Annotated in this window: 21 protein-coding genes; 11 read left to right on the forward strand and 10 right to left on the reverse strand. The window is 50.2% G+C overall.

The features are described from left to right. Positions 1-60 precede the first annotated feature (60 nt). The 3 genes from ACOTSW_RS06505 to ACOTSW_RS06515 all read right to left on the reverse strand — a co-directional run bounded on the left by ACOTSW_RS06505 (position 61) and on the right by ACOTSW_RS06515 (position 3,350). Positions 61-351: a hypothetical protein gene (locus ACOTSW_RS06505; RefSeq protein ID WP_423681716.1), complete on the reverse strand. Its 291-nt coding sequence runs from the start codon at positions 349-351 to the stop codon at positions 61-63. 150 nt (positions 352-501) lie between these two features. Continuing rightward, positions 502-2,745 carry a YgiQ family radical SAM protein gene (locus ACOTSW_RS06510; RefSeq protein ID WP_423682272.1) on the reverse strand — a complete coding sequence of 748 codons (2,244 nt, stop codon included), beginning with the start codon at positions 2,743-2,745 and terminating at the stop codon, positions 502-504. Between the two features lie 176 nt (positions 2,746-2,921). Further along, positions 2,922-3,350 carry a ribonuclease HI family protein gene (locus ACOTSW_RS06515; RefSeq protein ID WP_423681717.1) on the reverse strand — a complete coding sequence of 143 codons (429 nt, stop codon included), beginning with the start codon at positions 3,348-3,350 and terminating at the stop codon, positions 2,922-2,924. Between the two features lie 176 nt (positions 3,351-3,526). On the opposite strand from ACOTSW_RS06515, the gene ACOTSW_RS06520 reads away from it, so the two are divergent. The 4 genes from ACOTSW_RS06520 to ACOTSW_RS06535 all read left to right on the forward strand — a co-directional run bounded on the left by ACOTSW_RS06520 (position 3,527) and on the right by ACOTSW_RS06535 (position 8,574). Next, the gene (locus ACOTSW_RS06520) at positions 3,527-4,486 is read left to right on the forward strand and encodes a 2-hydroxyacid dehydrogenase (protein WP_423681718.1); all 960 of its coding nucleotides are present in this window, start codon (positions 3,527-3,529) and stop codon (positions 4,484-4,486) included. 168 nt (positions 4,487-4,654) lie between these two features. After that, positions 4,655-6,046, forward strand: a complete 1,392-nt coding sequence (locus ACOTSW_RS06525; RefSeq protein ID WP_423681720.1) for an MBOAT family O-acyltransferase — start codon at positions 4,655-4,657, stop codon at positions 6,044-6,046. Positions 6,047-6,070: 24 nt separating this feature from the next. Continuing rightward, the gene (locus ACOTSW_RS06530) at positions 6,071-7,363 is read left to right on the forward strand and encodes a DUF459 domain-containing protein (RefSeq protein ID WP_423681721.1); all 1,293 of its coding nucleotides are present in this window, start codon (positions 6,071-6,073) and stop codon (positions 7,361-7,363) included. Then, a complete protein-coding gene (locus ACOTSW_RS06535; protein WP_423681722.1) occupies positions 7,360-8,574 on the forward strand; it encodes an SGNH/GDSL hydrolase family protein in 1,215 nt (404 codons plus the stop codon). The genes ACOTSW_RS06530 and ACOTSW_RS06535 overlap by 4 nt, the downstream gene beginning before the upstream one ends. A 179-nt stretch (positions 8,575-8,753) precedes the next feature. Here the strand turns inward: ACOTSW_RS06535 and ACOTSW_RS06540 are convergent, their stop codons facing one another. After that, entirely contained in the window at positions 8,754-8,972 is a 219-nt protein-coding gene (locus ACOTSW_RS06540; protein ID WP_423681723.1) for a hypothetical protein, read from the reverse strand. Positions 8,973-9,013: 41 nt separating this feature from the next. Beyond that, positions 9,014-9,268 carry a hypothetical protein gene (locus tag ACOTSW_RS06545; RefSeq protein ID WP_423681725.1) on the reverse strand — a complete coding sequence of 85 codons (255 nt, stop codon included), beginning with the start codon at positions 9,266-9,268 and terminating at the stop codon, positions 9,014-9,016. Positions 9,269-9,609: 341 nt separating this feature from the next. Between ACOTSW_RS06545 and bamE the strand changes: the two genes are divergently transcribed. Beyond that, positions 9,610-10,125, forward strand: a complete 516-nt coding sequence (bamE, locus tag ACOTSW_RS06550) for an outer membrane protein assembly factor BamE domain-containing protein (protein ID WP_423681726.1) — start codon at positions 9,610-9,612, stop codon at positions 10,123-10,125. Positions 10,126-10,143: 18 nt separating this feature from the next. Here bamE and ACOTSW_RS06555 read toward each other — a convergent pair whose 3' ends face one another. Then, positions 10,144-13,263, reverse strand: a complete 3,120-nt coding sequence (locus ACOTSW_RS06555; RefSeq protein ID WP_423681728.1) for a bifunctional diguanylate cyclase/phosphodiesterase — start codon at positions 13,261-13,263, stop codon at positions 10,144-10,146. A gap of 645 nt (positions 13,264-13,908) precedes the next feature. Between ACOTSW_RS06555 and ACOTSW_RS06560 the strand changes: the two genes are divergently transcribed. Continuing rightward, positions 13,909-14,523, forward strand: coding sequence for a LysE family transporter (locus tag ACOTSW_RS06560; protein ID WP_423681729.1), 615 nt, complete (start codon positions 13,909-13,911; stop codon positions 14,521-14,523). A gap of 66 nt (positions 14,524-14,589) precedes the next feature. Here ACOTSW_RS06560 and ACOTSW_RS06565 read toward each other — a convergent pair whose 3' ends face one another. Both ACOTSW_RS06565 and ACOTSW_RS06570 read right to left on the reverse strand, forming a co-directional pair. Then, entirely contained in the window at positions 14,590-15,327 is a 738-nt protein-coding gene (locus ACOTSW_RS06565) for a tetratricopeptide repeat protein (protein WP_423681730.1), read from the reverse strand. A gap of 126 nt (positions 15,328-15,453) precedes the next feature. Next, complete coding sequence (locus tag ACOTSW_RS06570; RefSeq protein ID WP_423681731.1) at positions 15,454-17,529, reverse strand: bifunctional 2',3'-cyclic-nucleotide 2'-phosphodiesterase/3'-nucleotidase; 2,076 nt, start codon at positions 17,527-17,529, stop codon at positions 15,454-15,456. Between the two features lie 411 nt (positions 17,530-17,940). Here ACOTSW_RS06570 and ACOTSW_RS06575 point away from each other — a divergent pair, with 411 nt between their 5' ends. Next, complete coding sequence (locus tag ACOTSW_RS06575; protein WP_423681733.1) at positions 17,941-18,837, forward strand: patatin-like phospholipase family protein; 897 nt, start codon at positions 17,941-17,943, stop codon at positions 18,835-18,837. A gap of 123 nt (positions 18,838-18,960) precedes the next feature. On the opposite strand, the gene ACOTSW_RS06580 is transcribed toward ACOTSW_RS06575, so the two are convergent. Continuing rightward, positions 18,961-19,503: a C40 family peptidase gene (locus ACOTSW_RS06580; RefSeq protein WP_423681734.1), complete on the reverse strand. Its 543-nt coding sequence runs from the start codon at positions 19,501-19,503 to the stop codon at positions 18,961-18,963. Between the two features lie 177 nt (positions 19,504-19,680). Here ACOTSW_RS06580 and ACOTSW_RS06585 point away from each other — a divergent pair, with 177 nt between their 5' ends. The 4 genes from ACOTSW_RS06585 to greA all read left to right on the forward strand — a co-directional run bounded on the left by ACOTSW_RS06585 (position 19,681) and on the right by greA (position 25,336). Continuing rightward, positions 19,681-20,088 carry a GlcG/HbpS family heme-binding protein gene (locus ACOTSW_RS06585; protein ID WP_423681735.1) on the forward strand — a complete coding sequence of 136 codons (408 nt, stop codon included), beginning with the start codon at positions 19,681-19,683 and terminating at the stop codon, positions 20,086-20,088. A 265-nt stretch (positions 20,089-20,353) separates the two neighbouring features. Continuing rightward, on the forward strand, positions 20,354-21,508 hold the full coding sequence (gene carA, locus ACOTSW_RS06590) for a glutamine-hydrolyzing carbamoyl-phosphate synthase small subunit (protein ID WP_423682273.1): 1,155 nt from the start codon (positions 20,354-20,356) through the stop codon (positions 21,506-21,508). A 5-nt stretch (positions 21,509-21,513) separates the two neighbouring features. After that, the gene (gene carB / locus ACOTSW_RS06595) at positions 21,514-24,732 is read left to right on the forward strand and encodes a carbamoyl-phosphate synthase large subunit (protein WP_423681736.1); all 3,219 of its coding nucleotides are present in this window, start codon (positions 21,514-21,516) and stop codon (positions 24,730-24,732) included. 127 nt (positions 24,733-24,859) lie between these two features. Next, the gene (greA, locus tag ACOTSW_RS06600) at positions 24,860-25,336 is read left to right on the forward strand and encodes a transcription elongation factor GreA (protein WP_423681737.1); all 477 of its coding nucleotides are present in this window, start codon (positions 24,860-24,862) and stop codon (positions 25,334-25,336) included. A 65-nt stretch (positions 25,337-25,401) separates the two neighbouring features. Here greA and ACOTSW_RS06605 read toward each other — a convergent pair whose 3' ends face one another. Beyond that, positions 25,402-25,875: a YhbY family RNA-binding protein gene (locus ACOTSW_RS06605; RefSeq protein WP_423681738.1), complete on the reverse strand. Its 474-nt coding sequence runs from the start codon at positions 25,873-25,875 to the stop codon at positions 25,402-25,404. Positions 25,876-25,932 lie beyond the last annotated feature (57 nt).

Genomic DNA, 25,932 nt, shown 5'->3' on the forward strand with positions numbered 1-25,932 from the left:
GCGCCAAGAATACTGAATTTGCCTGCTTGCCGGTCATTATCTGATGCGCTTGCGCTGTGGTTACCAGACCGAGGTGGTGATCGTTGGTTTTGCCTGACGATGACTTTCAAACCATTTTGTCAGATGCTCTTTAAAACAAGAAGGACAAATATGGTATTGCGTGAGCTTTGATTGTCCGCCGTTCGGAAAAGATTCTTCTTCCTCGAGTGAAATGGTGGTATTGATTTTTTCGTATTCTTTGGTGCCCCAGTTTTCATCCCACAGAGACTCGGCGCCACAAACATCACAGGTGAGTTTGTCAAATACTTCTTCGGTGTGCTCGAGAATCAGAACCGTTTTCATGTGTTTCATATTTCCTCCTTCGGATAGTATTGGAATCGAGGCAGTGGTCAGTTGATTCTACAACAGCTGATTGTGATGAAGTGTCAGAAAAAGAAAAAAGCCGCGATGCAGAAATGCCCGCGGCTTTTGAATTACCTTACTGAGAATTGTACCGGGCTCTTAGCGCCGGCCTGACTTTGCCGGGTTAAGCTTGGGCTTGGCTGACTTGTACGCCAGTGGCGGCCGCGGTGCTGCCGATGAGGTTGCTCTCGGTGTTGTTGCTGCATTGCTGCGTACGACGGGCTTTTTGCCATAAGTATTGATTTTTGGAGCCGCAATGCGACGTCCGTTGGCAACACCGCTTTCGTCCACGGTGACAGGTATGACAGGCTGGCGAGGCGGGATCAAATGACGGGGGCTGTTACCGATCAGGTCGCGCCGCCCCATGCGTATTAACGCCTCATGGATGATTTCCCAGTTTTCCGGCGCATGATAGCGTAGCAGTGCTTTGTGCAGTTTCCGGATTTTTCCTGAACGCGCAGTTTCTACAATTTCCGAATCCGCGGTGACTTTTTTGAGCGGATTTTTGCGCGTATGGTACATGGTCGTTGCCAGTGCCATCGGTGTTGGCATAAACGTCTGCACCTGATCGAGCTTGAAGTCGTTTTTCTTGAGCCAGATCGCGAGATTCAGCATGTCTTCATCGGTAGAGCCAGGATGTGCTGCGATGAAGTAAGGAATCAGATATTGTTCCTTATTCGCTTCGCGCGAATATTTGTCAAACATGTGCTTGAATTCATCATAGCTGCCGATACCGGGCTTCATCATTTTTGATAAAGTATCCGTTTCAGTGTGCTCCGGTGCGATCTTTAATAAACCACCGACGTGATGTGTCACCAGTTCTTTGACATATTCCGGCGAACGGACGGCGAGGTCATAACGCAGACCAGAGCTGATCAGAATTTTCTTCACGCCGGGTATCGCACGAGCCTTGCGATAAATCGAGATCAGTTTGCTGTGATCGGTGCCGAGATTTGTACAAATTGACGGATAGACACAGGAAAGCCGGCGGCAGGATTCTTCGATTTTTTTATCTTTGCAGGCAAGCCGGTACATATTTGCCGTTGGACCGCCGAGATCTGAAATCGTGCCTGTAAAGCCTTTAACTTTGTCGCGGATTTCTTCAATTTCACGAAGAATAGAAGGTTCTGAGCGGCTTTGTATGATGCGGCCTTCGTGTTCGGTGATAGAACAGAAAGTGCAGCCACCGAAACAACCGCGCATGATGTTGACGGAAAAACGTATCATCTCCCAGGCAGGGATACGCGCCTTACCATAAGACGGGTGTGGTGCACGCGCGTAGGCTCGGTCATAGACACCATCCATTTCGTCCATCGCCAGCGGCAGTGGTGGCGGATTCACCCAGACATCACGGTCCCCGTGGCCTTGTCGAAGCGCTTTGGCGTTGCCGGGATTCGCTTCCAGATGAAACACGCGCGATGCATGCGCGTACATCACCGGGTCATCTTTGACCTCATCGAACGATGGCAGGCGTATCACCGATTTGTGCTGTTTATTCTTCAGCATCAATTGACGTTCTTCGCGGCTCATCATACGAATTGCCTGCTGCTTAACAACATCCGTCTTCACTTCCGTAGTCGCCGCAGTTTGTGCCACATTTGCGTTCGTTGCGCTTTCACCTTCACCAGTCGCGCATTTCGCGCCTTCTTGGGGTGTCATCGCGTACGGATCAGTGTGCGCATCAATTTTGCCCGGTGTATCAATTTTGACTGAATTGATTTCCACCCATTCTTCATCTGGCAACCAACCGCGCGGCACCATAAACGCGGTTCCGCGCAAATCGCGAATTTCTTTGATTGGTTCACCTTCTGCCAATCTGTGTGTCAGGTCGATCAGTGCTCTTTCAGCATTACCGAATAACAGTATGTCAGCCTTAGAATCAGGCAAAACAGAGCGCCGCACTTTATCTGACCAGTAATCGTAATGTGCGATCCGGCGCAGACTGGCTTCAATACTGCCGATGACAACGTTGGCATCCGGAAAAGCTTCGCGCGCGCGCTGCGCATACACAACCAGCGCACGGTCCGGACGTTTGCTGCGATCACCATCCGGCGTGTAAGCATCTTCCGAGCGGATTTTTCTGTCGGCAGTGTAGCGATTGACCATAGAATCCATATTGCCGGCAGTGACACCGAAATACAGATTCGGCTTACCAAGAGCGCGGAATGCTTCAGCTGAATGCCAGTCTGGCTGGCTGATGATGCCGACACGAAAACCCTGATGTTCGAGTACGCGACCGATCAAGGCCATGCCAAAGCTTGGATGGTCGATATAGGCATCACCGGTGACAAGGATGACGTCGCAACTGTCCCAGCCAAGTGCATCCATTTCGGCGCGTGACATGGGAAGAAAAGGAGCTGCGTTATCGCCGCCGACTTCAGGTCGGTAGCGAGGACGTGAGAAGAGATTTTTAGGCAAAGGATTCATGGGCGCGATTGTACCGGAAAGCCTTCATCCTTGCCTGGCGTCAGATGAATTTATGCTGAATAATCAAACGCTTGCGTGTCTTAAGCGTTGATTCAGACCCGTAAAAGCTGATCGGTTTCAGTATTTTTATGGCGCGGAACCCATTTCAGCCGCAAACCCGGTAAAGCCGACATCAGCGTTTGCGCCTGTTGACGATAAGCCGATAGTAGTCTGGAGGCCTGTAACTCGCCGGCGAGTACGTCGTTGATCACGACCTGACTGTCTCCGCGCAGCAGTATGGTTTGTGTTTCGGGTTGCATCACTTGTTGGGTCAGCATCGTCAGTGCGGCAATCAGGGCCTGATATTCGGCGTCGCTGCTATCACCATAACCAATCGAGGCGGCATGTTGTGTGACTTTGCCGTCGGGGCTGTGCAGTACGCAGGCGATTTTACAGTTGCCGGGGTTCGGTTTTGCAGAACCGTCAAACCAGGCCAGCCAGTCGGCTTCGCGGGAATTTTTCAGTCCAGAAGTAGGGGGCATATAAAGGAAACTGAGTTTCTAAATACGGCTGAAGCCTGAAAGGTCGTGTTATTGCTCATTATAATCTGAGGACAGATCATTAGACACAATTGGTTTATTAAGACTATCTTGCGGCTGTAGTGCAGCGGGTCGGGGTATGATCCCGTCTTCTGAATATTTCAAAGAAGTGCCATCCGATGAAACAAGAACTTCTCAGAACGCCGGTTCCTTTTGTCGCCGCATCCGGTTACGCGCAAACCCATGCCTGGGTGCATGCCTTGCAGCAGGCGATGCCAGACGAGCGTATCGTCGCATTTGATGAATTATCCGAGCTCGAAAAACAACTTGTAACGGTAGCGATTGTGGCGAATCCGGATCCTGCAAATTTACAGCAAATGCCGGCGTTGAGGTGGGTGCATAGTGTCTGGGCTGGTGTGGAGCGGCTGGTAGCCGACCTTGGTCAGAGTCACTTAAAGATCGTGCGTCTGGTCGATCCGCAGCTGGCGGAGACGATGGCAGAAGCCGTGCTCGCCTGGACTTTGTTCCTGCACAGGAATATGCCGGCTTACGCGCAACAGCAAAAATGCAGTCAGTGGCTGCCACTGGAATATGTGCGGCCGCAATCTAAGACGGTCAGTTTGCTGGGACTGGGCGCACTCGGTGAAGCCGCCGCGAAACGCTTGCTGGCGGCCGGTTTTCAGGTGTGTGGCTGGAGTCGCAGTCAGAAATATATTGCCGGAGTTGATTGTTTTTCGGGCGAATCGGGCTTGTCTGAGATGCTGGCCAGAACCAGTATTCTGGTTTGCCTCTTACCTCTGACGCCGGACACCAAAGGTCTGCTGAATGCGGCGCGGCTGGCACAGTTACCAAAGGGAGCGTCGCTGATCAATTTTGCGCGTGGTGCGATCGTGTCTGACGCCGATTTACAGGCCGCACTTGATTGCCGTCATCTGCAGCATGCGGTGCTCGATGTATTTGAAACGGAACCCTTGCCTGCCGCCAGCTGGCATTGGCAGCATCCTCAGGTGACGGTGTTGCCGCATATTTCCGCGCCGACCGATAAGCAAACCGCATCGGCGATTGTTGCCGGTAATATCCGCCGTTATCGTGATGAGGGGCGTTTGCCGGTATTGGTGGAAGTCGGTCGGGGATATTAATTTAATCCCGATGCGACACAATTGCCTCATTTCGCGCATCGACAGAGGGAAATGCATTGCGCAAAAATATTGAGATAATGTAAAGTCTTTCTCTTTGTTTTCCGCTGCTTGTTGTCATTGCTGGCGGTTGATTGATTTTCGTTTGCGTATTTTGTCTCCTAAGCTAGCATGAGTTACCTGTCGCCCGAATTTGCTGTTTGCTTTTTGTTGTTTCTATTACTTTACTGGGCGCTGGCACGTTGGAGTTCTGCACAAAAATTCGCTTTGCTGCTCGCTTCTTACGCCATTTATGCATCGCTGGACTGGCGTTTCAGCGCGACGCTGGCGTGTTATACGGTGTCGTTACTATTGCTGTTTGCAGTGGTACGGCGCTGGCCGCAGCATAGAAAAAAACTGACTGTTGCCGGCATTACTGCCTCTGTTCTTAATCTGGCGGTTTTTAAATATTTTGATTTCTTTCGCGAGGGTTTTCAGCTCGCAGCTGCTGCGTTGCAGTCCGATTGGGTGATTCCTGCACTGGATATTATTCTTCCTGTCGGTATTTCGTTTTATACGTTTCAAGCCATTGCCTATATCGTCGCGGTTGGCCGCAATGAGCGCGATCCTGCCAATCCGCTCGACAGCGCTTTGTATCTCGCATTTTTCCCTACACTGATGGCGGGCCCTATCTGTCGCCCGGATACGTTGCTGGCGCAGATCGAAGAAAAAGCCGTGCGTCAGATTCGTCAGCCAGATCGTATCTTCTGGTTATTACTTTCTGCATTGATTAAAAAAGTCTGGCTGGCAAGCTGGATCGCTTCAACCTGGGTCAATCCCTTGTTTGCGAACCCCGATGCATATCAGGGGATCGAGCTGCTGTTAGGTATGTACGCGTTTGCGATTCAGATTTATTTTGATTTCAGCGGTTATTCCGATCTGGTGATTGCAATGGCAATGTTGCTGGGATACCAGTTGAATCAGAATTTTAATTTACCGTATCTGGCGGTTAATCTGCGTGAATTCTGGCGGCGCTGGCATATCTCACTCTCGACCTGGATACGGGATTACGTTTATATCCCGATGGGAGGTAATCGTCACGGCTGGTGGATGACGCAGATGACGATTCTCACTTCCATGCTGATCAGCGGCATATGGCATGGCGCTGCCATTAAATACCTGATCTGGGGGGCATTGCACGGGCTGGGTATGGTTGCACAAAACGCGCTGGAGAAAATCACCGGACGCAAAGCGGACGGCTTTCTCAGTGGTGTGATTACGTTCCATTTCGTCTGCGTCGCCTGGATATTTTTTCGTGCCGATGGCTGGCAGGAAGCACTGAATTATCTGTCCGGCTTTACCCGTCACGATGGTGCTATCGAGCTCAATGTGCTTGGCGGATGTGCCTTGTTATTGCTCTTTTTCTGGGGCTCGTATTACTTTGAACAAGTGCGTGACAGCAGTCTGGGTTTGTTGGAAAAAACGCCTTTGATCCTGAAACCCGTGCTACTCGCGTTTCTGGTATTACTGATCAATTTGCTTGGGCCATCAGGGGTACCGGCATTTTTATATTATTCCTACTGAGTATTCTGAAGAAGAGTTCGCATGATGGCGAAGGTGAAAACAAAAATAAAAACACAAGCGGGCACACCGCTGAAAGCGAAGAAGGCTGATACCGCTGCGGTACCGACACTGGCGGTGATTGCGCTGACACTGGGTTTATTGTTCTGGTTGCGGCAAGATGCGCTCGATACCTACTGGCAGCAGACGCGGCACAGTGAATTAGGACTGAACCGTATGTCAGATAATGAGTTATGGCGCAGCGGAATGGACATCACCCGCATCGTGGCACGAACCTTAGAGCAGCAGATCGATACACTGGCGGAGACGCACGAGCGTCTGATGCTTGCCACGAATGTGCTGTGGCTGGGCAAATCTGCTCTCGTACAAAAGGAAGAGCCGGTTCAACAGGCACAGGCAACAAATGGACTGGCTCTAAAGACACATACCGATGGAATTTCATCCAGGTTATCGACCGCCCCAGACGAAGTCAGAAAAGCGGGTAAGAATAGCGATGCGGAACCTGACAGCCTTGCCGGGCTGGGTGCAAAAGAAAGAGAAAAAACGGCGGGGGTGAGCAACGGGACGTTACAGGATGCAAAGCCGGATACACAGAATACAGCGCCAGCCCAGGCTGGGACGGAAGAAAATCGCGTTACGCCTTTAAGTCAGTTTGCGTCTCTGGATGAGGAGGGGCGTATTGTACTCAGCCCCAGCGATAAAGTGCTGCTGGTCGGGGACTCCATGATGCAGGGCGTGGCCCCGCACGTTGCGCGGGCGCTGCAAAATGGGAATGTGAAGTCACTGGATCTGAGTCGTCAGAGTACCGGACTGACTTATCCTGGTTATTTTGACTGGCCAACGACGATTAAGAACACAATCAGCAAAGAGCGCATTTCGGTGCTGGTGGTATTTCTTGGTGCGAACGATACCTGGGATATGGTGTTTGGCAACAAATATGAACGCTTCGGCAGCGAGAAATGGCAATCGACCTACGCGTCCAGAGTGGAGAGTATCATCAGATACGCCCATGCTCAGCATATCCGCGTGATCTGGCTGGGTGCGCCGAATATGGGGCGGGAAAATATCAACCGTGGTGTTAAAGTCCTGAACCAGCTGTTTTCTGCGGCGATCAAAGACAGTGCTTCGCGTTATTTATCGACCCGTGAACTATTAAGCGATAATGCCGACACCTATCAGAAATCGATTACGAAAGAGGACGGGAAAACCGTGACTGTCCGCAATGAAGACGGCATCCATTTCACCCGCGCCGGACAGAAAATTCTGAGTGATCTGATTTTGCGTCAATTTGCTCTACCAATCGTGAGTAAGCCTTTGTGATCATCCCTTTTTTATGGCGGCGTCTGGCATCAGCACTATTGCCGCTCTTTCTTTTGTCATCCGTGGCCAGTGCCAGCATCTTGCATGATTACGGTGATCCGAATGCGGCGCGACTCTGGCGTCAGCTGGCGGCGCTTGAGCGCGGCGAGAGTAAGGATGTCATTCATATTCTGCAATTGGGCGACTCTCATACCGGTGGCGATTATTTTACGCACGCATATCGCGAACGTCTGCAGCAGCGTTTCGGCAACGCGGGCATAGGCTGGATCACGCCTGGTTATGTGAAAAACCAGCGTTCTGCGCAGGTCTTGATGAAAATGGCAGGGCAGTGGAATACCCGTATCAGCCGTGCGAATCCGGAAAATTTTCCGCTTGGCGGTGTTGCCAGCATGCCGTCCTCAGGCGCTTACATGGAAATTGTACCGAAACAGCCACTGAACGGTATCTATCGCGTCAGCATCTGGTCACGCAAAGTGTCTGATCAAGCCGCAGGCGGCTGGAAACTGGCTTTTCCCGATGGCGATATCCGCGATCTGGCGCCACCAGTTGGCAATGATTGGCAGGTCAGCTATGTGATCGGCAGCGGAGCGGAACTCAATAGTTTATTTCTGCGTTCCGAGGGCAATCCAGCGGAGCTGGGCGGTATTGCGATTGATGCGATTGCGCCCGGAATCAGTGTTGATGCGCTGGGCATCGTCGGGGCGACGCAACGGGTAATCAGCCGCTGGCAACCAGAGGCGGTGCGCGATCAGTTGCGCTGGCGTCGTCCGCAGTTGTTGATTTTGTCGTATGGAACCAACGAAGCGTTTGATAGCAAACCTGACTTTGACGCTTACCGATTGGATTTGCAAACAACCATACGGCAATTACGCAGCGCTGCGCCTGAGGCGGCGATTTTGTTGATCGGTGCGCCGAATTCAGCGAAAAAGATCGGGCCGGGTGAAAGTGCAGGGTGCCGCTATAAATTACCGATGGCATTACGTACCGTACAAACCATACAGCGTGAAACCGCGGTCGCTGAAAAATTATTGTACTGGGATTGGGCGGCGGCGATGGGCGGTGATTGCGCGATACAGCGCTATGCGGAGGCCAACCCGCCACTGGCGCGGCCTGATCTGGTGCATTTTACGGAAGAGGGTTACGCTCGCAGCGGCAGCGCTTTATATGATGCCCTGATGCAGAAATATCAGCAATTCCGCGCTGCCAGATAATCGTATTCAGAGCGTTGCCACAGACATCGCCTGAATCAGCGATTTAGCAAAAACAGGGGAGTATCCGCCGGTTTCGCCTTCATATCTGCATAAATAAAGGGCACGAAAATATACTCCCCCCAGTATATTTTCTTGTTTTTTGCATTTTTACTTCGGGTGGCAATCAAATGTGTTCCGGCTCAGTCACGCCATTGGCCAGTGGCGATTCTGTGTTTTGCTTCACGGATGACTTCTTCATCTGCTTGCGGCTCGGTCTGACAGATCATGTCAAGCTCCAGCACACCGCCTTCTTCCCCGGTCAGTAAATTCCTGATCGTGGCATAAGGAGCGATGATCGCGTTATCCTGAATATCGTGCTCAAAGGTGATCTCGAAATTACCGGTTTTAAACGTTCTCAAGATGGTCTCCTTTCAGGTGCTCAAGCCTGTTGGCGTTGGTGTCAGGATTGCTGTTCCCAGCCGATTTCGATATCGGCGCTGTGCAGATAATAACCTTCAATCTCTATGCCCGCGATGGCAGCGGAAATATCGAGACCGGCAGGTCTGGCCAACCCCAGCGTGTCAAAACCACGTTGTATCAGCCTGACATTGGCATAGTCAGGATCTTCCAGATTGAGCAGATTGACGTCGGTATCCGCGGCGACAGACAAGTGCTTTTTTGGTTGAGTGACGCTTTGATAAATGTCGATTTGCATATGACCTCGCCGAATGATGAACTACTGGAGCCATTCTGAAATACTGCATACCGTCGTTACTGATCTCTTGCAGACTGAAATCATGTCATCTGATCTTCAGTTGGGTAAATTAGCATTTTTGCCGGTGATCTGTGGATTTTTATTACAGTTGTTGATTTTTTCTCACATTGATTTGCCGTATCAGTAGCGAAAAATCCGGCGCTGATTGCGCCGCTCTCGCAGAGTCAGCGGTGTCTCGGGGGAATGGCAAGCTGAAGCGAATGGCGTAAAGGTGTACGATTCACCTGTTGCATGATTTTGCTGAGTAGCACCGCAATCAGATTCACTATTTTCGATTGAAGATGAAAACACTCAAAATGAACACCATGATCAGGCTCGCTGCAATCAGCCTTGTCGCTGTTTTAAGTTCTTGTGCAAGCTGGCGATCGGTGGATGTCGCCGCGTTGCAAACGGAAAGCGAAGTGACGACCAGACTGGGTAATCCGACCCATGTTTATCAGGATGGTGCAACGCATTTGCTCGAGTATATGCATGGCCGCAGAGCGCAGGCGACGCATATGGTCAGGGTTGCTGCTGATGGCAAAGTGATCTCCTATGAGCAAGTCCTGACGGAGCAGAAATTTGCCGAAATCAAACTGGGCGTGTCCGATAAAGCTGCGGTCTTAAAAATTCTGGGGGCGCCGTACGAACATGTGTATTACTCCAGAGTCGGGCTGGAAGCATGGTCATATCCGTACAAGGAGAGCGGCGTCTGGAATTCATTGATGGCGGTTTATTTCGATCAGGATGGCATCGTGCGCAAACTGGAAAACGGCCCGGACCCCGTGTTTGAGCCGCGTGAACACCGGCGTTTCTGAGCGATTGATTCGTCAGAATCAGGAACGCCCGGCGAGTAAACGGCTGAATTCGCTGACTGGTAAAGGATGATTGAGTAAATATCCCTGTACTTCGTCGCATCCGTATTCAGTCAGGAATGCGAGTTGTTCCTGCGTTTCAACGCCTTCGGCAATGACGGTCAGTTGCAGGTTGTGTCCGAGCTGGATGATGGTTTTGACAATAGCCGCACCGTCGCTGCTGGTCAGCATGTCGCGGACAAACGACTGATCAATTTTCAGTTTATCGACGGCCAGCTGCTTCAGGTAAGACAGACTGGAATAACCGGTGCCGAAGTCATCAATTGAGAGTTTGACGCCGAGATTTTTCAGGCCGTGCAGGATTTTTATGGTGGTGCCCACGTCCTGCAATAAGATCGATTCCGTCAGCTCTAGCTCCAGTTGTTGTGGAGGTAAACCCGATTGCGTCAGTGCATTGGCAACCACATCGAGGATTTTGCCGCGTTTAAACTGTAAGGCAGACAGATTGACGGCGACGACCGGTGCATCCGGATAGTCGCGTAACCAGGTAGCGGCCTGACGGCAGGCTTCATTCAGCACCCATTCGCCGATGGGAATAATATGACCACTACGCTCCGCCAGATTGATGAATTTACCCGGTGAAATCAAGCCATCGACCGGATGCTGCCAGCGCAGCAGTGCTTCAGCACCGATGATTTTTCCGCTATGGATATCAGACTGCGGTTGATAGTAAATGCGGAATTCCTGATTGCGTAACGCATGGACCAATCCGCCGGTCAGTCTGATTTGCTCTGTCAGACCGGCATTCATCTCGTGCGAGAAAAAGCAATAGGTATTGCGCCCGGCATCTTTTGCGCTATCGACCGCGGCATGTGTGTTTTTGAGCAGGGTGTCAAAATCTTTGCCGTCCTCAGGGAACAGACCGATACCGATAGAGCAGGAAACATTCAGCACATTGCCGTCGATATCGATGGGATCGACAAAGATATCACTGATCGCATTAGCCACTCCCGCGATACCGATCGCATCGCGTTTGCCAGTCAGAAGAACAACGAATTCGTCCCCGCTCAGTCTGCTGATGGTGGCAGTTTCCGGTATGCACTGACGCAGGCGTTCAACGACCTTGATCAGTACCCGGTCGCCAGTCGCGTAGCCGAGGCTGTCATTAATATGTTTAAAGTGATCCAGATCGAGATACAGCAGCGAAACGATCGTGTTTTCACTGGCGGCGATGATCGCCGCATGTTCAAAGCGGTCTTGCAGTAATGTGCGGTTCGGCAGGTGGGTCAGGGAGTCGAAGTTGGCCAGAAAATCCAGTTTCAACTTGGCTTCTGCATGCGCCGCGCGGGTGCGCAGGTTAATGATGCCAAATGCCAGATCGTTCGCCAGTTCCATTAAGAGCCGGATTTCCTCCGCGTCAAAAGCACTGGCCTCGCTGGAATACAGGGTGAGCGCGCCTATCGTATGCTCGTTATGTATCAGTGGCAGGCCGATACTAGACTGATAACCTCGCTGCATCGCTGCTGAACGCCATGGCTGCATTCTGTCGTCCGTCAATACATTCTGAATTGTCGTCGGCAAACCGTTTCTGATCGCAGAACCGACCGGGCCGCTGCCAAATGCATTGTCGCCCCAGGAAATAGTGATACCGTCGAGATAGCCATTTTCGTAACCAGAGCGCGCTACAGGTTTCACTGTGCGTGCATCGTCATACTCAGCGTATCCAACCCATGCCATCAGATAACCGCCACTCTCGACGCACAAGCGACTGATTTCATTGAGCAATGTATGCTCATCTTCGGCGCGCACGAGCGCCATGTTGCAGTCGCTGAGCAAGCGCAAATCGCGATTGAGTCGTTTTAACGCCAGTTCACTGAGCTTACTGGCTGTGACATCCTGTACCGTGCCGATGAGGCGCAGCAGATGCCCGTCCTCCTGATAAACAGGCTTACCACGTTCGTTAATGTACTTAATCTGTCCGTTTTTCAATAACAGACGCCGGGTTATTTCATACGCGGTCTTGTTTTGAATGACATCGTTATAAGTAGTGCTGAGCAAAGTCCTGTCGTCCGGATGGGTAGCTTCAACAAAGGACGATTCCGAAGGAGTAAAGGTATCGGGGCTGACTTCGAAAATACGGTAGACCTCGTCTGACCAGAAAACCAGCCCTGTATCCCGGCTGATATCCCAGTTTCCTATCTGAGCCAGTTGCTGGGCGATTTTCAGATTGGCTTCACTCTGACTTAATTCTGCCTGCGCCTGCTGATGCTGATCTGTAATCTGTTTGAGCTTATTTTGCATTTCGGCCAGCCGGCTGAGCACAGAGCCGGGAATTCGCTCCTTCACAGACAATGGTTTGCTGAAGTCGCCGGTGCCGATACGTGTGATTTCAGCATGTACCTCACTGACTGCGCCACCCATAATGATTCTGAGTGCACGTGACGTGCGGTACAGCATCAGAAGCAATAACAGAGCCAGACCAATGAATACAATCCGGATGAATAAAGCACGACGCTCTGCACTGCGGACTGCATTATTTGTTCGTGTTGTCATCAGATCATAAAAATGCTCAATCGGCTTCATGATGTCAGCCTTGGCATTCAGGTAAGCGGCGTCGTGCAACATCTGAATCGCTCTCTCTTTCCCGTTCTCTGATTGACGTAAGCGCATCGCCTCGCGCTCGGTTTGTGTCAGCCGGTCTGAAAAAACCTTGGCCTCTGACAGAGTATTCAGTTCCTCGCTCGTGAAACCCGCATCACGCATCAGTTCCAGCAGGGGTTTTTTCTGGGGGCTGTCCGGTGTCGGCGATTTCCCGGTTGCAAGCACGAGATCCCAATATATTCCACCGTAATTCACCGGCCGTGGCTTTTTACCATCGCGGATATCGAGTATGTCCTGATAGTACTGTTGCTCCCGCGGATCGCCGGAAGCAACATACAACTGCGCCATGCGCGTCAGGTCATCGGAAGACTGCCGCAACTCATCTGCCAGCATAAATGACATCAGTCGCTGTTCGTTTTCTGCGTCTATTGTTTTCTCTGATATGACAGACAAGGTGAACGTGCAGACCAGAATAACCAGTAAGGACAGGGTGTACCAGATGTGACGTTGAAACGAATAGGAGTTAACAGTACTTGGCATGGGTGAACGGTAATGTCGGTGCGACAAATAAACTCAGGTTCCGATAAAAACAGATGAAAGACTGATTAACGTTATTTAATTAAAGTAGGAATAGTAGTGGAATCAGAAGGGAAAGAAACCAGCAAACCGATATTTTTTTCAGAAAACCTGAGTCGTAATCAATATGGGGGGGAGCGGCTGATATCGGTCACATCGTTACGCTTTGGCTCTGCGGGTGTTTTTTTTTTGCGATTGCTCAGTGCAGGGACGCTGCGCTGCTATCAAACTGTGTGCAACTCAGCAAAAGATTGACGACTGAGGGAACCGCGGCAGATAAAAAAATAGCCCGCATCGGCGGGCTTAAATCCAAACCTTGACGGTGTTTGAGGAGACAGGAGTAACTATACTGCACTGCAATAAATACGTAAAATCAAATATTTAGATAATAATTATTCACAAAACATATAACTATCCTAGGCTATCCATTCTCTTTTTCGCGGAACCCCTGTCTGTATTCGTTCGTTCAGGTAATACCTGAAGATAGTCGGTGACGTGTGACCTTCAAAGAAATACTTGATTGCCGATCAGGTTTTCTCTTACTGTATGAGTTTATGTGTCGTAGTTCAGAGCAATATTGGTCTGATTCGTTCAATTTAAGGATTTATCATGCTTGGCGTTACTGATTATGGTTCGTTTGTTGTCGCATTTATTGTCTTACTGATTATTCCCGGACCCGGTAATCTGGCTTTGATCACATCGACCAGTAAGGGCGGCATCAAAGGCGGGCTGGCGGCGACGTTTGGCGTGATATTCGGTGATCAGGTCTTGCTCTGGATGGCTGTTGCCGGTGTAGCTGCGGTATTGCATTCCTATCCGGCCGCTTTTCAGGCGGTGCAGTGGCTTGGAGCGGCATATCTTGTCTGGCTGGGCGGCAAGATGTTGCTGGCAAAACCGGGCGTGGCACCGGTGTTAAATATCAAGCCACATCATTACATGCAGCAGGCGCTGACCATCACTTTGCTGAATCCCAAAGCCATCGTGTTTTATATGGCTTTTTTCCCTTTATTTGTCGATCCTGTACGTCATCAGGGGCTCATCACGTTCGGATTCATGGCAACGACGATTGCCGTTCTGACGTTTATTTACGGCCTGACCGCGGTCTTGCTGACGCATTTTCTGGCGGAGCGCCTGCGTGCTAATCCGACTGTGACCCGTATTCTCGAAAAGCTGGCAGGTTTATCGCTGATCGGTTTTGGTTTGAAACTTGTTTCTTCGCGCTAGATTTTGTCTGTGAATTAAAAAGCCTGCATGTTGCAGGCTTTTTTTTTCGGAAAATATTTGCAGTGCTTACTGGAATTTGTTCCAGCGCAGCATGCGTTCATCTGACGCTTCTTTCAGCAGGTGACGCGCGCTGAGCTTGTCAGGATCGTGGTGTTCTTTCCCGCCTTCCAGTTCCATTGCAAGTGACTGTATCGCCGGTGGAAAATCGCCTTCTGCTGAGCGCTCCAGCCAGGCTCTGGCTTTGACCGGATCTTTGGCAATACCCTCGCCATCAGCGTATGCATTCGACAGCAGAAACATTGCCTGTGCATTCCCCTGATTGCTGGCAACTTGTAACCAGTGCACTGATTTTTGCAGATCCAGCGTCGTGCCTTCGCCGTATTTTGCCATCCGTGCCAGCATGAAGCTTGCCTTGGCATTGTTTTTTGCTGCGGCCGCTTCATACCATTTCCAGGCAAGCTTCAGGTTTTGCGGAAGACCGAGCCTGGCTTTGTAATTAGCTTCAGCAAACGCAAATTGCGCCTCGGTATCGCCCGCCTGAGCCGCTTTTTCCAGCCATTGCGCTGCTTCTGCCTGTTTGTCCGCTTGTACTGCAAGCGCCAGGCCGAGTTCTCTTTGTGCTGTGACTATTCCCTGGTTCGCCCACGCTCTGAGGGTTTTGATAGCATCAGGGTGTTGCGCTTGTATCGCACGCATGCCTGTCGATTCAATTTCAGCAGTCGCGGGATGGGAATTGATGCCGGGTGTGCATGCACCGAGGAAGATGCAGCAGGCGAGGGCAGCGAGGGGGGAAATATTTTTCATGGTGTTCGGATCATTAAAACCTGCTCCTGTTGCCAGGAGCAGGTTAGCGCTTAAATTACAGCTTCATACTTACTGCTCATAACTGCATATATCGCGCAATACTGCCAGGTGCAGATGACCTGGAGATTATTTGCTGAGGTCAATCGTGTATTTGGCGAAACCATTAGCATCGAGCGCGCCTTCAGATTTCACCAGGTTTAAACCTGAATTGCTTGCGATTGCCAGTTTGCCAGGTGCAGAGCGCAAAATGACAGGACCAGCAGTTGTGGTTTTAACGAAACTCCAGCTTTTCCCTGAACCATTTTTAGCCAGTGTCAGTTTGCCTTGTTTTTTAACATAGTCACTGACGACAGCCTGATTTGCGTCTGGTGATTTAATGATGGTTTTGCTACCGTCAATGCCGGGGACATTACCACCGCCTGCTGCACGATAGTCGTTAGTGGCAACGATGAAATCATCGGTGTCAGCAATAGGCTTACCTGCGTAGGTCAGGTTCACGATACGGCTGCCAACGGCTTTCGTTACGTCAATCTGATAGGTCAGCGCATTGTTTTCGGCATAGAACACATCGTAGTTATAGATCGTTCCATAAGATGGCACCAGATCTTGCTCTGTGGTCAGGGCTGGATTAATTTGTGCGAATTGTTTTGCCACGGTTTCCAGCCAGGCTTTCAGATCGGAACCTTTGATCTTGACTGCCTGAATGTTATTGTTGCCGTACAAATACAGGTCGCCCGGGTTACGGACTTGCAGGCCAACTGGTGCAGCGGCTGTTGCTGTCGGTGCGACATCGGTAAAGTCTGTCGCGCCGTTACGACCAGCTTTAAATGGCGCGCTGCAGGAAATCACAGGAATCGTTTTGTAGCTGGCGATCGTCGCGTCAGTCGAATTAGCAATGAAATTCTTGACGTAATCGATTTGTGCCTGATTCACGATTTGAATCGCACTGACGTCGCCGACTAAAGCAAAATAGGCAGACATTTCAAAGTCAGTCGTTGTTCCCAGTGGCTGAGTCGCGTAGGACAATGCCGCTTTATGCTCAGTATCGACCAGTGGTGCGACGGAAGCGTCAGCATCAACGATCGTTGTGCCGTCTTTGTATTTAAAGCCACGTGCTTCGACATTTGTCTGATCTTTTTGCACTACCCATTTACCACCCTGGTATTTCAATACCATCTGAATAATGCCGAGACGACGTCCCCAGCTTTGTGCCATGACGGTAGGAATGCCATTGACCAGTCCTTTGACTGTATCAACCTGACTTGCTGGCAGCGCTGCTAATGAAGCGTCGATCGCAGGGCCGTTGGCTTCTTTGGCTTTCGGGAAGATCAGGTGGGAGTGACCGACCATTAAGGCATCAATACCGGTATTGGTCAGATGCAGGCTCGCATTTTCCATTTTCGGGCTGTAGGCAGACGCGTCCAGACCGCCGTGAGACAAGGCGACGACGAGGTCTGCGCCCTTGTTGCGCATTTCAGGAATGTATTTGTTCGCTGTTTCGACTGCGCCATTGACCATGACTTTGCCAGCCAGATATTTTTGATCCCAATCCAGAATCTGTGGCGGAACAAAACCCATGATGCCGACGTTCAGTGTGACATTCAGTGGCGAGCCATCCGGTGTCGTGGCAGTGAATTTTTTAGGAATGATGGAGTAAGGATTGAAAATAGGTTTCTGGCTGCTGACGCCGACAACGTTAGCAAGAACGACAGGGAAGTTTGGCGCGCCGCAGTTAACTGGCTTTGTGACGTCACTCATACCGAAATCGGTGTTGGTGATCTGGCTGAGGAAGTTCAGTCCATAGTTGAATTCATGATTACCAACACCAGCGCCGTCATATTTCAGCGCATTCATTACTTTGTGGATCGCCATTGTGCCACTGCAAGGAACCGGAGAGGCAACTGCCTGATAGTCGCCCAGCAAGGTGCCTTGAATCACGTCGCCGTCATCCAGTAACACGGTGTTAGGATTTTCTGCGCGAGCCGAATTGATCAGAGCGGCAGTGCGTTCAAGACCGAGACTGGTATCTGCTTTTAAACCGTAGTAGTCATAACTCAGGATATTCTGATGCAGATCTGTTGTTTCAAGTAAGGCAACTTTCAATACAGTTCCTTCCGGAATGACGCTGACTGTATTTGAACTGGTGCCGCAGGCAGTCAGTGCCAGTGCCGTCAGTGGCGGAAGCCAATAAATTGTTTTCATGTTCTCTTTCTCAATATAGTTATCCAAACGGTCGCCAGCGTTTGCGCAATCGATTGCTTATTTCATTCAAAGATACAAATTTTTATTCTTTGTCTTCATTCCCAAAAAGACCGGGGAATTATCCGTGGTTAATATGTCAATGATATGACAGAGCAACAATTTCTTTTTATTAATTTATGGTTGCTGGCAGAAGTCCGTTCATCATTCACTCGTTTTCTGTTGCGGGGACGTGAGCCCTCGTTTGGAAATATAATTCTGCTCTGCAAACTTAAATTTATTGAAGTATTCTGCTTCATTGTTTTTCTGAGGTAATTCACCTTTCTGTTTTTGACTGATCACATGCCAACTTTCTCAGCATTTCCCATCTCTGCACTGAATCAACATCTTTCAACATTAAAAAAATTTACAGCGATGCTTGTAGCGGTCCCGGCGCTGAGCCTGCTGACTGCCTGTATCAGCACGCAGCCAACTGTTGTGCCGGCGCCGGTCACGGCAACGCCTGCGGTGAAAGTGAATCGCCCTGTCAGAATCGGTCTGGCACTGGGCGGTGGAGCTGCGCGCGGGTTTGCTCACATCGGTGTCATTAAAGCGCTGGAATCGCAGGGAATACAGGCCGATATCGTCGTCGGTACCAGTGCTGGCAGTGTTGTGGGCGCGATGTACGCTGCCGGCAACAATGGATTCGCGTTGCAGAAGATGGCGCTGGAAATGGATGAGGCAACCATCTCTGACTGGTCTTTGCCTTTGTTTGCCAAATCGAGTGGCGTGTTGAAAGGCGATGCTTTGCAAGCGTACGTGAATCGCATGGTGCATCAGACGCCTATCGAAAAGCTCAAGAAACCATTCGGCGCAGTTGCAACTGATCTTTCGACTGGGCAGGCCGTTTTATTCCAGCGGGGAAATACCGGAACGGCTGTGCGTGCGTCGTCTGCAGTGCCGGCAGTGTTTCAACCTGTGCGCATCAATGACCGGCAATATGTCGATGGTGGTTTAGTGGCTCCTGTGCCTGTGCGTTTTGCCAGGGATATGGGTGCAGATCTGGTGATTGCCGTCAATATCTCTCAGCAGCCAGAAGCACAAAACGGCAGTAGCACCATTGATATTTTGCTGCAGACAGTGACGATTATGGGGCAGAGCATCAATCAGTTCGAGTTGAAACAGGCGGATGTCGTGATACGCCCTGAATTGCCCAGTATGAAGGGTAGTGATTTTGCCGGACGTAATCTGGCGATACTGGCGGGTGAACGTGCCGCGATGGCGGCAATGCCAGAACTGAAGCAAAAATTAAGGGCAATGCAGGAGCGATAACTGCAGCCGTATTGAGTGTAAAGATACTCCCGGGGAGTATCTCTTAAAGCCTGGTATTCATGCGGACACCAGGCTTTTTTATTGATAAATAAGGGGAGTATATGGAAGCGACTGTTTCTGCGATTATTGCTTGGCGTCGTTTTCATTAATGCGACGGGCACCGTTGAAACGATTTTTCCAGTAGGCAATATCCATACTCTCAATCCGGACCTGACCGCCGGCAGAAGGAGAGTGAATAAATTTATTATCCCCGAGATAAATGCCAACGTGGGAAAAGCCGCGACGCAATGTGTTATAGAACACCAGATCGCCTGGCTGAAGATCTTTCTGATCAATATTTTCGCCAACACGGCTGATTTCAGCTGCGGTACGGGGTAGATTGGTGCCTAAAGCATCTTTAAACACGAGGCGTACGAAACCGCTGCAATCGAGACCGTTTTCAGGTGTACTGCCGCCACGTTTGTAGCGTATGCCCATAAAGTCCATGGCTTTCATGGTCAGATCGGAGGCGCGCTGTTTGATTTCTTGTAGTTTGCTGAACGCAGTGGATGATTCAGGGAAGGGATTATCGCTTGCCTGAGCATGATGGCAGACGGATAACTGCAACGCCGCTGCAACGAGCACTAATGTGGCATTTCTTTTTAATTTGGAAACGTTTATTAGCATCTTGGCACTTGTTGAAGAAAACGGGTCAACTTTAAGCGAAGTCTTCAATAATGTAAACCTTTAGGGCTTGATTTCATTGCTTGTCCATTTTCCGGCTGAAAAATTGAAAAACACTTTTTACTCCGGTGAAATTTGGCATCGCGTACAATCGCCGCTCTACTTAACACGGAGCTGACTATGCAAACCAAACCTATTCTGACGCTGGATGATGTAAAAAAAATCGCGGCAGCAGCGGAGGCAGAAGCCAAAGCAAATAATTGGGCAGTGGTGATCGCCATTGTTGACGACGGTGGACATCTGATGTGGTTACAGCGACTGGACGGTGTCGCACCTGTTTCCGCTCATATCGCTCCTGCCAAGGCGATGACGGCGGCTATGGGTAAGCGTGAATCAAAGATTTATGAAGACCTGATTAATAACGGACGTTATTCTTTCCTCAGCGCACCTTTGATTGAGGGTATGCTGGAAGGCGGTGTGCCGATTTTCGTTGACGGGTATTGTGTTGGTGCGGTTGGTGTTTCCGGTGTGAAATCACAGGAAGATGCACAAATTGCCAAAGCAGGGATCGCCGCCCTGGGTTTATAAGCGCCTGGCTTCCCGTGTTTTTATTCATGGATGGGCGACAGACTGAGATAAAACACGGGGTTTTCGTGGGTTTAAGATTTGCCTGAGGGGTGGTTTTAGGCTATAATTCGAGGGTTTAACTAATTCGAAATCTCGCCGTAGCGCCTACCCAAATTCTCAACGCTCCATTCTTATTGACAGGCCGCTCGTATATTGTCCGGCCTGAGATAACGCAACTTGGGGCGTCGCAGCGGCGGTAACAATACAGGAGTTGCCCTTGCTGCCCATTCCGCAGTCCCTTCTTCGTTCCGGTCAGGACACCGCTACACTTGCTCTTGCCGATGGAACCATTTTCACTGGATATTCTATTGGCGCTGCCGGTCATACTCTTGGTGAAGTCGTTTTTAACACTTCCATGACTGGCTACCAGGAAATTCTGACTGATCCCAGTTACAGTTCTCAAATTGTCACCCTGACTTATCCGCATATTGGCAATACCGGTGTTAATTCTGAAGACGTTGAATCCGACAAAATCCACGCCGCTGGTCTGATTATCAAAGATTTACCGCAACTGGTTTCCAACTTCCGCTCTGAACAATCCCTCTCTGCTTACCTCCAGTCCCAAAACATTGTCGCTATTGCCGGTATTGATACCCGTAAGCTGACACGTATCTTGCGTGAAAATGGTGCGCAGGGTGGTGCGATTCTGGTTGGAGCAGATGCTGAAAAAGCGTTCGCGCTGGCGAAATCGTTCCCAGGTCTGTCAGGCATGGATCTGGCAAAAGTCGTTTCTGCCAAACAGGCATATGAATGGACTGAAGCAGAGTGGGTGCTGGGTCAGGGTTATGATCAGTTGAAGGATCCAAAGTTCCACGTGGTTGCTTTCGACTTCGGCGTCAAGCGCAATATCCTGCGCATGCTGGCGGAACGCGGTTGCAAGGTTACGGTACTGCCCGCGCAATCCAGTGCTGCCGACGTGCTGGCGCTGAATCCTGATGGTGTGTTTTTGTCGAATGGGCCTGGTGATCCTGAGCCTTGTGACTACGCGATCGCTGCAGCAAAAGAATTGATAGAAAAAGGTATTCCTACCTTTGGCATCTGTCTTGGTCATCAGATCATGGCACTCGCGTCCGGAGCGAAAACACTGAAAATGAAATTCGGTCATCACGGTGCTAATCATCCGGTGCAGGATCTGGATACGAAACAGGTATTGATCACATCACAGAATCATGGTTTTGCAGTCGATGCGGCTTCGTTGCCAGCAAATTGCCGCGTCACGCACGTGTCTTTGTTTGATGGTTCGCTGCAAGGCTTTGCGCGCACTGACAAACCAGCCTTCTGCTTCCAGGGGCATCCTGAAGCATCTCCAGGTCCGCATGATATCGCCTACCTGTTTGATCGCTTTATCACATTGATGACCACGGCAAAGACAGGAGAATAATAAAAATGCCAAAACGTAACGACATAAAAAGTATTTTAATTATCGGTGCTGGCCCTATCATTATCGGACAGGCTTGCGAATTTGATTACTCGGGCGCACAGGCTTGCAAGGCTTTGCGCGAAGAGGGTTATAAAGTCATTCTGGTGAACAGTAATCCTGCCACCATCATGACTGATCCGGAAATGGCCGATGTGACTTACATCGAACCTATTACCTGGCAAGTGGTTGAGCGCATCATCGCTAAAGAAAAACCGGATGCGATCCTGCCGACCATGGGTGGTCAGACCGCACTGAATTGCGCGCTGGATTTATGGCGTAATGGCGTGCTCGACAAGTATAAAGTCGAACTGATCGGCGCAACTCCCGAGGCGATCGATAAAGCCGAAGACCGTTTGAAATTCAAAAATGCGATGACCAAAATTGGTCTGGGTTCTGCACGTTCCGGCGTCGCACACTCTATGGATGAAGCGTGGGCCGTGCAGAAAGATGTCGGCTTTCCAGTCATTATCCGTCCATCATTCACCATGGGCGGTACAGGCGGTGGTATCGCATACAACCCTGAGGAATTCGAAACCATCTGCAAACGCGGTCTGGAAGCGTCACCCACCAATGAGCTGCTGATTGAGGAGTCGCTGATAGGCTGGAAAGAGTATGAGATGGAAGTCGTGCGCGACAAGGCCGACAATTGCATCATCGTTTGTTCGATCGAAAATCTGGACCCTATGGGTGTGCATACCGGCGACTCTATTACGGTGGCGCCAGCACAGACGTTGACCGATAAAGAATACCAGATCATGCGTAATGCCTCGTTGGCAGTGTTGCGTGAAATCGGTGTGGATACCGGGGGGTCTAATGTGCAGTTCTCGGTCAATCCTAAAGATGGTCGTATGATCGTTATTGAGATGAATCCGCGTGTGTCGCGTTCATCTGCGCTCGCATCCAAGGCAACTGGTTTCCCTATCGCGAAAATCGCCGCCAAACTGGCGGTTGGTTTTACGCTCGATGAATTGCGCAATGAAATTACTGGCGGCGCTACTCCTGCTTCTTTCGAGCCTTCGATTGATTACGTCGTCACCAAGATTCCACGTTTCGCATTTGAAAAATTCCCGCAGGCAGATAATCGCCTGACGACACAGATGAAATCTGTCGGCGAAGTGATGGCGATCGGTCGCACCTTCCAGGAATCGTTCCAGAAAGCCCTGCGTGGACTTGAGGTTGGCGTCGATGGCATGAATGAAAAAACCCAGGATCGTGAGACTCTTGAGAAAGAGCTGGGTGAGCCGGGTCCGGATCGTATCTGGTATGTTGGCGACGCTTTTGCGCAGGGTTTTACTTTGGAAGAAGTGCATCAGCTGACGCATATCGATCCGTGGTTCCTCGTGCAGATCAAGGATATCGTGGATATTGAGTTGTGGCTCGATGAGCAGTCGCTTGACAGCGTGGATAAAGCGCTGATGCTGCAACTGAAGCAAAAAGGTTTCTCTGATCGTCGTCTGGCAAAATTGCTGAAAACAACCGACACTGCGATTCGTGAAAAACGCCGCGCTCTGGGGGTACGCCCGGTCTATAAACGTGTTGATACCTGCGCCGGTGAGTTCGCCACGAACACCGCCTACATGTATTCGACTTATGAAGAAGAGTGCGAATCCAATCCGACTGATAAGAAGAAAATCATGGTGCTGGGCGGTGGTCCTAACCGTATCGGTCAGGGGATTGAATTCGATTATTGCTGCGTCCACGCTGCATTTGCGATGCGCGAGGATGGCTATGAAACCATCATGGTTAACTGCAACCCTGAAACCGTTTCAACAGATTACGACACATCAGATCGTTTGTATTTTGAGCCGCTGACGCTGGAAGATGTTTTGGAAATCGTCGACAAAGAAAAACCAGTTGGTGTGATTGTGCAATACGGTGGTCAGACACCTTTGAAGCTGGCACTTGATCTTGAGGCTAATGGTGTGCCTATCGTCGGCACTTCGCCTGACATGATTGATGCTGCTGAAGACCGCGAACGTTTCCAGAAAATGCTGCAGGAATTGGGCTTGCGCCAGCCGCCGAACCGTACAGCACGTACTGAAGCGGAAGCGCTCGCACTGGCGCAGGAGATTGGCTATCCGCTGGTTGTGCGTCCTTCGTATGTCTTGGGTGGTCGTGCGATGGAAATCGTGCATGAGCAACGTGATCTTGAGCGTTACATGCGTGAAGCCGTTAAGGTGTCGCATGATTCGCCAGTCTTGCTGGATCGCTTCCTGAATGATGCGATCGAAGTCGACGTCGATTGCTTATCTGATGGTCAGCGTACATTCATTGGCGGTGTGATGGAACATATCGAGCAGGCTGGTGTACATTCCGGCGACTCGGCATGTTCATTGCCACCATATTCTCTGTCGCAAGAAACCATTGCTGAACTCAAACGTCAGACTGCGCTGATGGCTAAGGGCTTGAATGTCGTCGGTTTGATGAATGTGCAGTTTGCGATCCAAAAACAAGACGGTAAGGATGTTGTTTTCGTTCTTGAGGTGAATCCACGTGCTTCCCGCACTGTGCCTTACGTATCTAAATCAACAGGCTTGCAACTGGCGAAAATCGCTGCACGTTGCATGGTTGGTCAGTCTCTGGATTCACAGGGCATTGGCGCTGAAGTTGTGCCGCCATACTTCAGCGTTAAAGAAGCAGTGTTCCCGTTTGTGAAGTTCCCTGGAGTCGATACGATTCTTGGTCCGGAAATGAAATCAACCGGCGAGGTTATGGGTGTTGGTAAAACCTTCGGTGAAGCTTTTGTAAAGTCACAATTGGGGGCTGGCGTTAAATTGCCAACATCTGGTAAGGTTTTCCTCAGTGTAAAAAACAGTGATAAGCCGCGCGCAGTAAAAGTAGCGAAAGACCTGGTTGAGCTTGGTTTTTCTGTTGTCGCCACACGTGGTACAGCTGCTGCGATTGCTGCTGAAGGAGTTGCAGTTTCCACTGTCAATAAAGTCGTTGAAGGGCGGCCACATGTTGTTGATATGATCAAAAACAATGAGATTGCGATGGTCATCAACACGGTTGAGGAAAAACGTAACGCGATCACTGACTCACGTGCGATCCGTACCTCAGCACTGATCGCGCGCGCGACAACATTCACAACGATTGCCGGCGCAGAAGCGGCAGTCGAAGGGATGCGTCATTTGAATGAATTGCATGTTTATGATTTACAAGGTTTGCATAAGACCTTAAACTGATAAAAATCACAGTATTGGTAAATCGCATTTCCAATACTGCATCTTCGATACAGAGGTCACAAAAGACATTGCTTAAGCTGATGTCGGATGTGACCTCTGTATTTTTACTTTTAAAAGTGTGAACGATATGAGTACAGTACCTATTACCAAATTCGGTGCAGAGTTGTTGAAGCAAGAATTGCACAACCTGAAAACAAAAGAGCGCCCAAACGTGATCAATGCAATTGCGGAAGCGCGCGCGCAAGGCGACTTGTCTGAAAATGCCGAATACGATGCTGCCAAAGAACGTCAGGCTTTTATTGAGGGCCGGATTGCTGAATTAGAAGGTAAGCTGGGATCGGCGCAAATTATTGATCCATCGACTTTGGATGCCGAGGGGCGCGTCGTATTCGGTGCGACCGTGCATCTGGAAGACCTGGAAACTGAACAAAAAGTTAGTTATCAGATCGTCGGGGAAGATGAAGCCGATATTAAATTAAGCAAAGTATCAATCACATCACCGATAGCTCGCGCCTTGATTGGTAAGTATTCGGGAGATGTCGTTGGAGTGCAGGCACCGGCCGGGGTGCGTGAGTATGAAATTTTAGAGGTCAGTTATATCTGACAACCTTTGTCCGGTCGCATGTGCGACCGGATGCAGCGCTCGGGGTAGTCACTACCCCCGGATTATTATTTAGCTAATGCAGATTTTTTTACGCTGGTCTGACGGGGTTTGGCGCGCTTGACATTGCCGCCCTGGGTGACACGTTCATTACCTTTGACCATTACTTTGGAAACAGTTGGTTTTTTTGTGCCGCTGGGGCTTGGTTTGACAATAGTGACTTCACGCAGACCTTTACCTTTCTTAACCAGCTTGGTCTCTTTGATGCCTTCTAATTTCGGGCGGTAAATAACCAGCAACTTCCCAATATGTTGGATAGGAGCAGCATTCAATTCTGCGCAAATCGTGTCGTACATTGCGCTACGGGCTTCTCGGTCATCTCCGAAAACGCGTACTTTGATTAAGCCGTGTGCATTCAGTCCTGCATCAATTTCTTTCAGAACTGCAGACGACAGTCCGGCGTCGCCGATGAGGACAATAGGTTTTAGTCCGTGAGCTTCGGATCGGAGTTCGCTTCTTTCGGCGGGTGTAAGTTTTAACATAAATTTTCCTTGTGCATTTTATTTTTGGTGCACGATAAATACATCGCCTGGCACAGC

This window comes from Undibacterium sp. WLHG33 (assembly GCF_049544815.1).
Classification (GTDB): Bacteria; Pseudomonadota; Gammaproteobacteria; order Burkholderiales; family Burkholderiaceae_D; genus Undibacterium.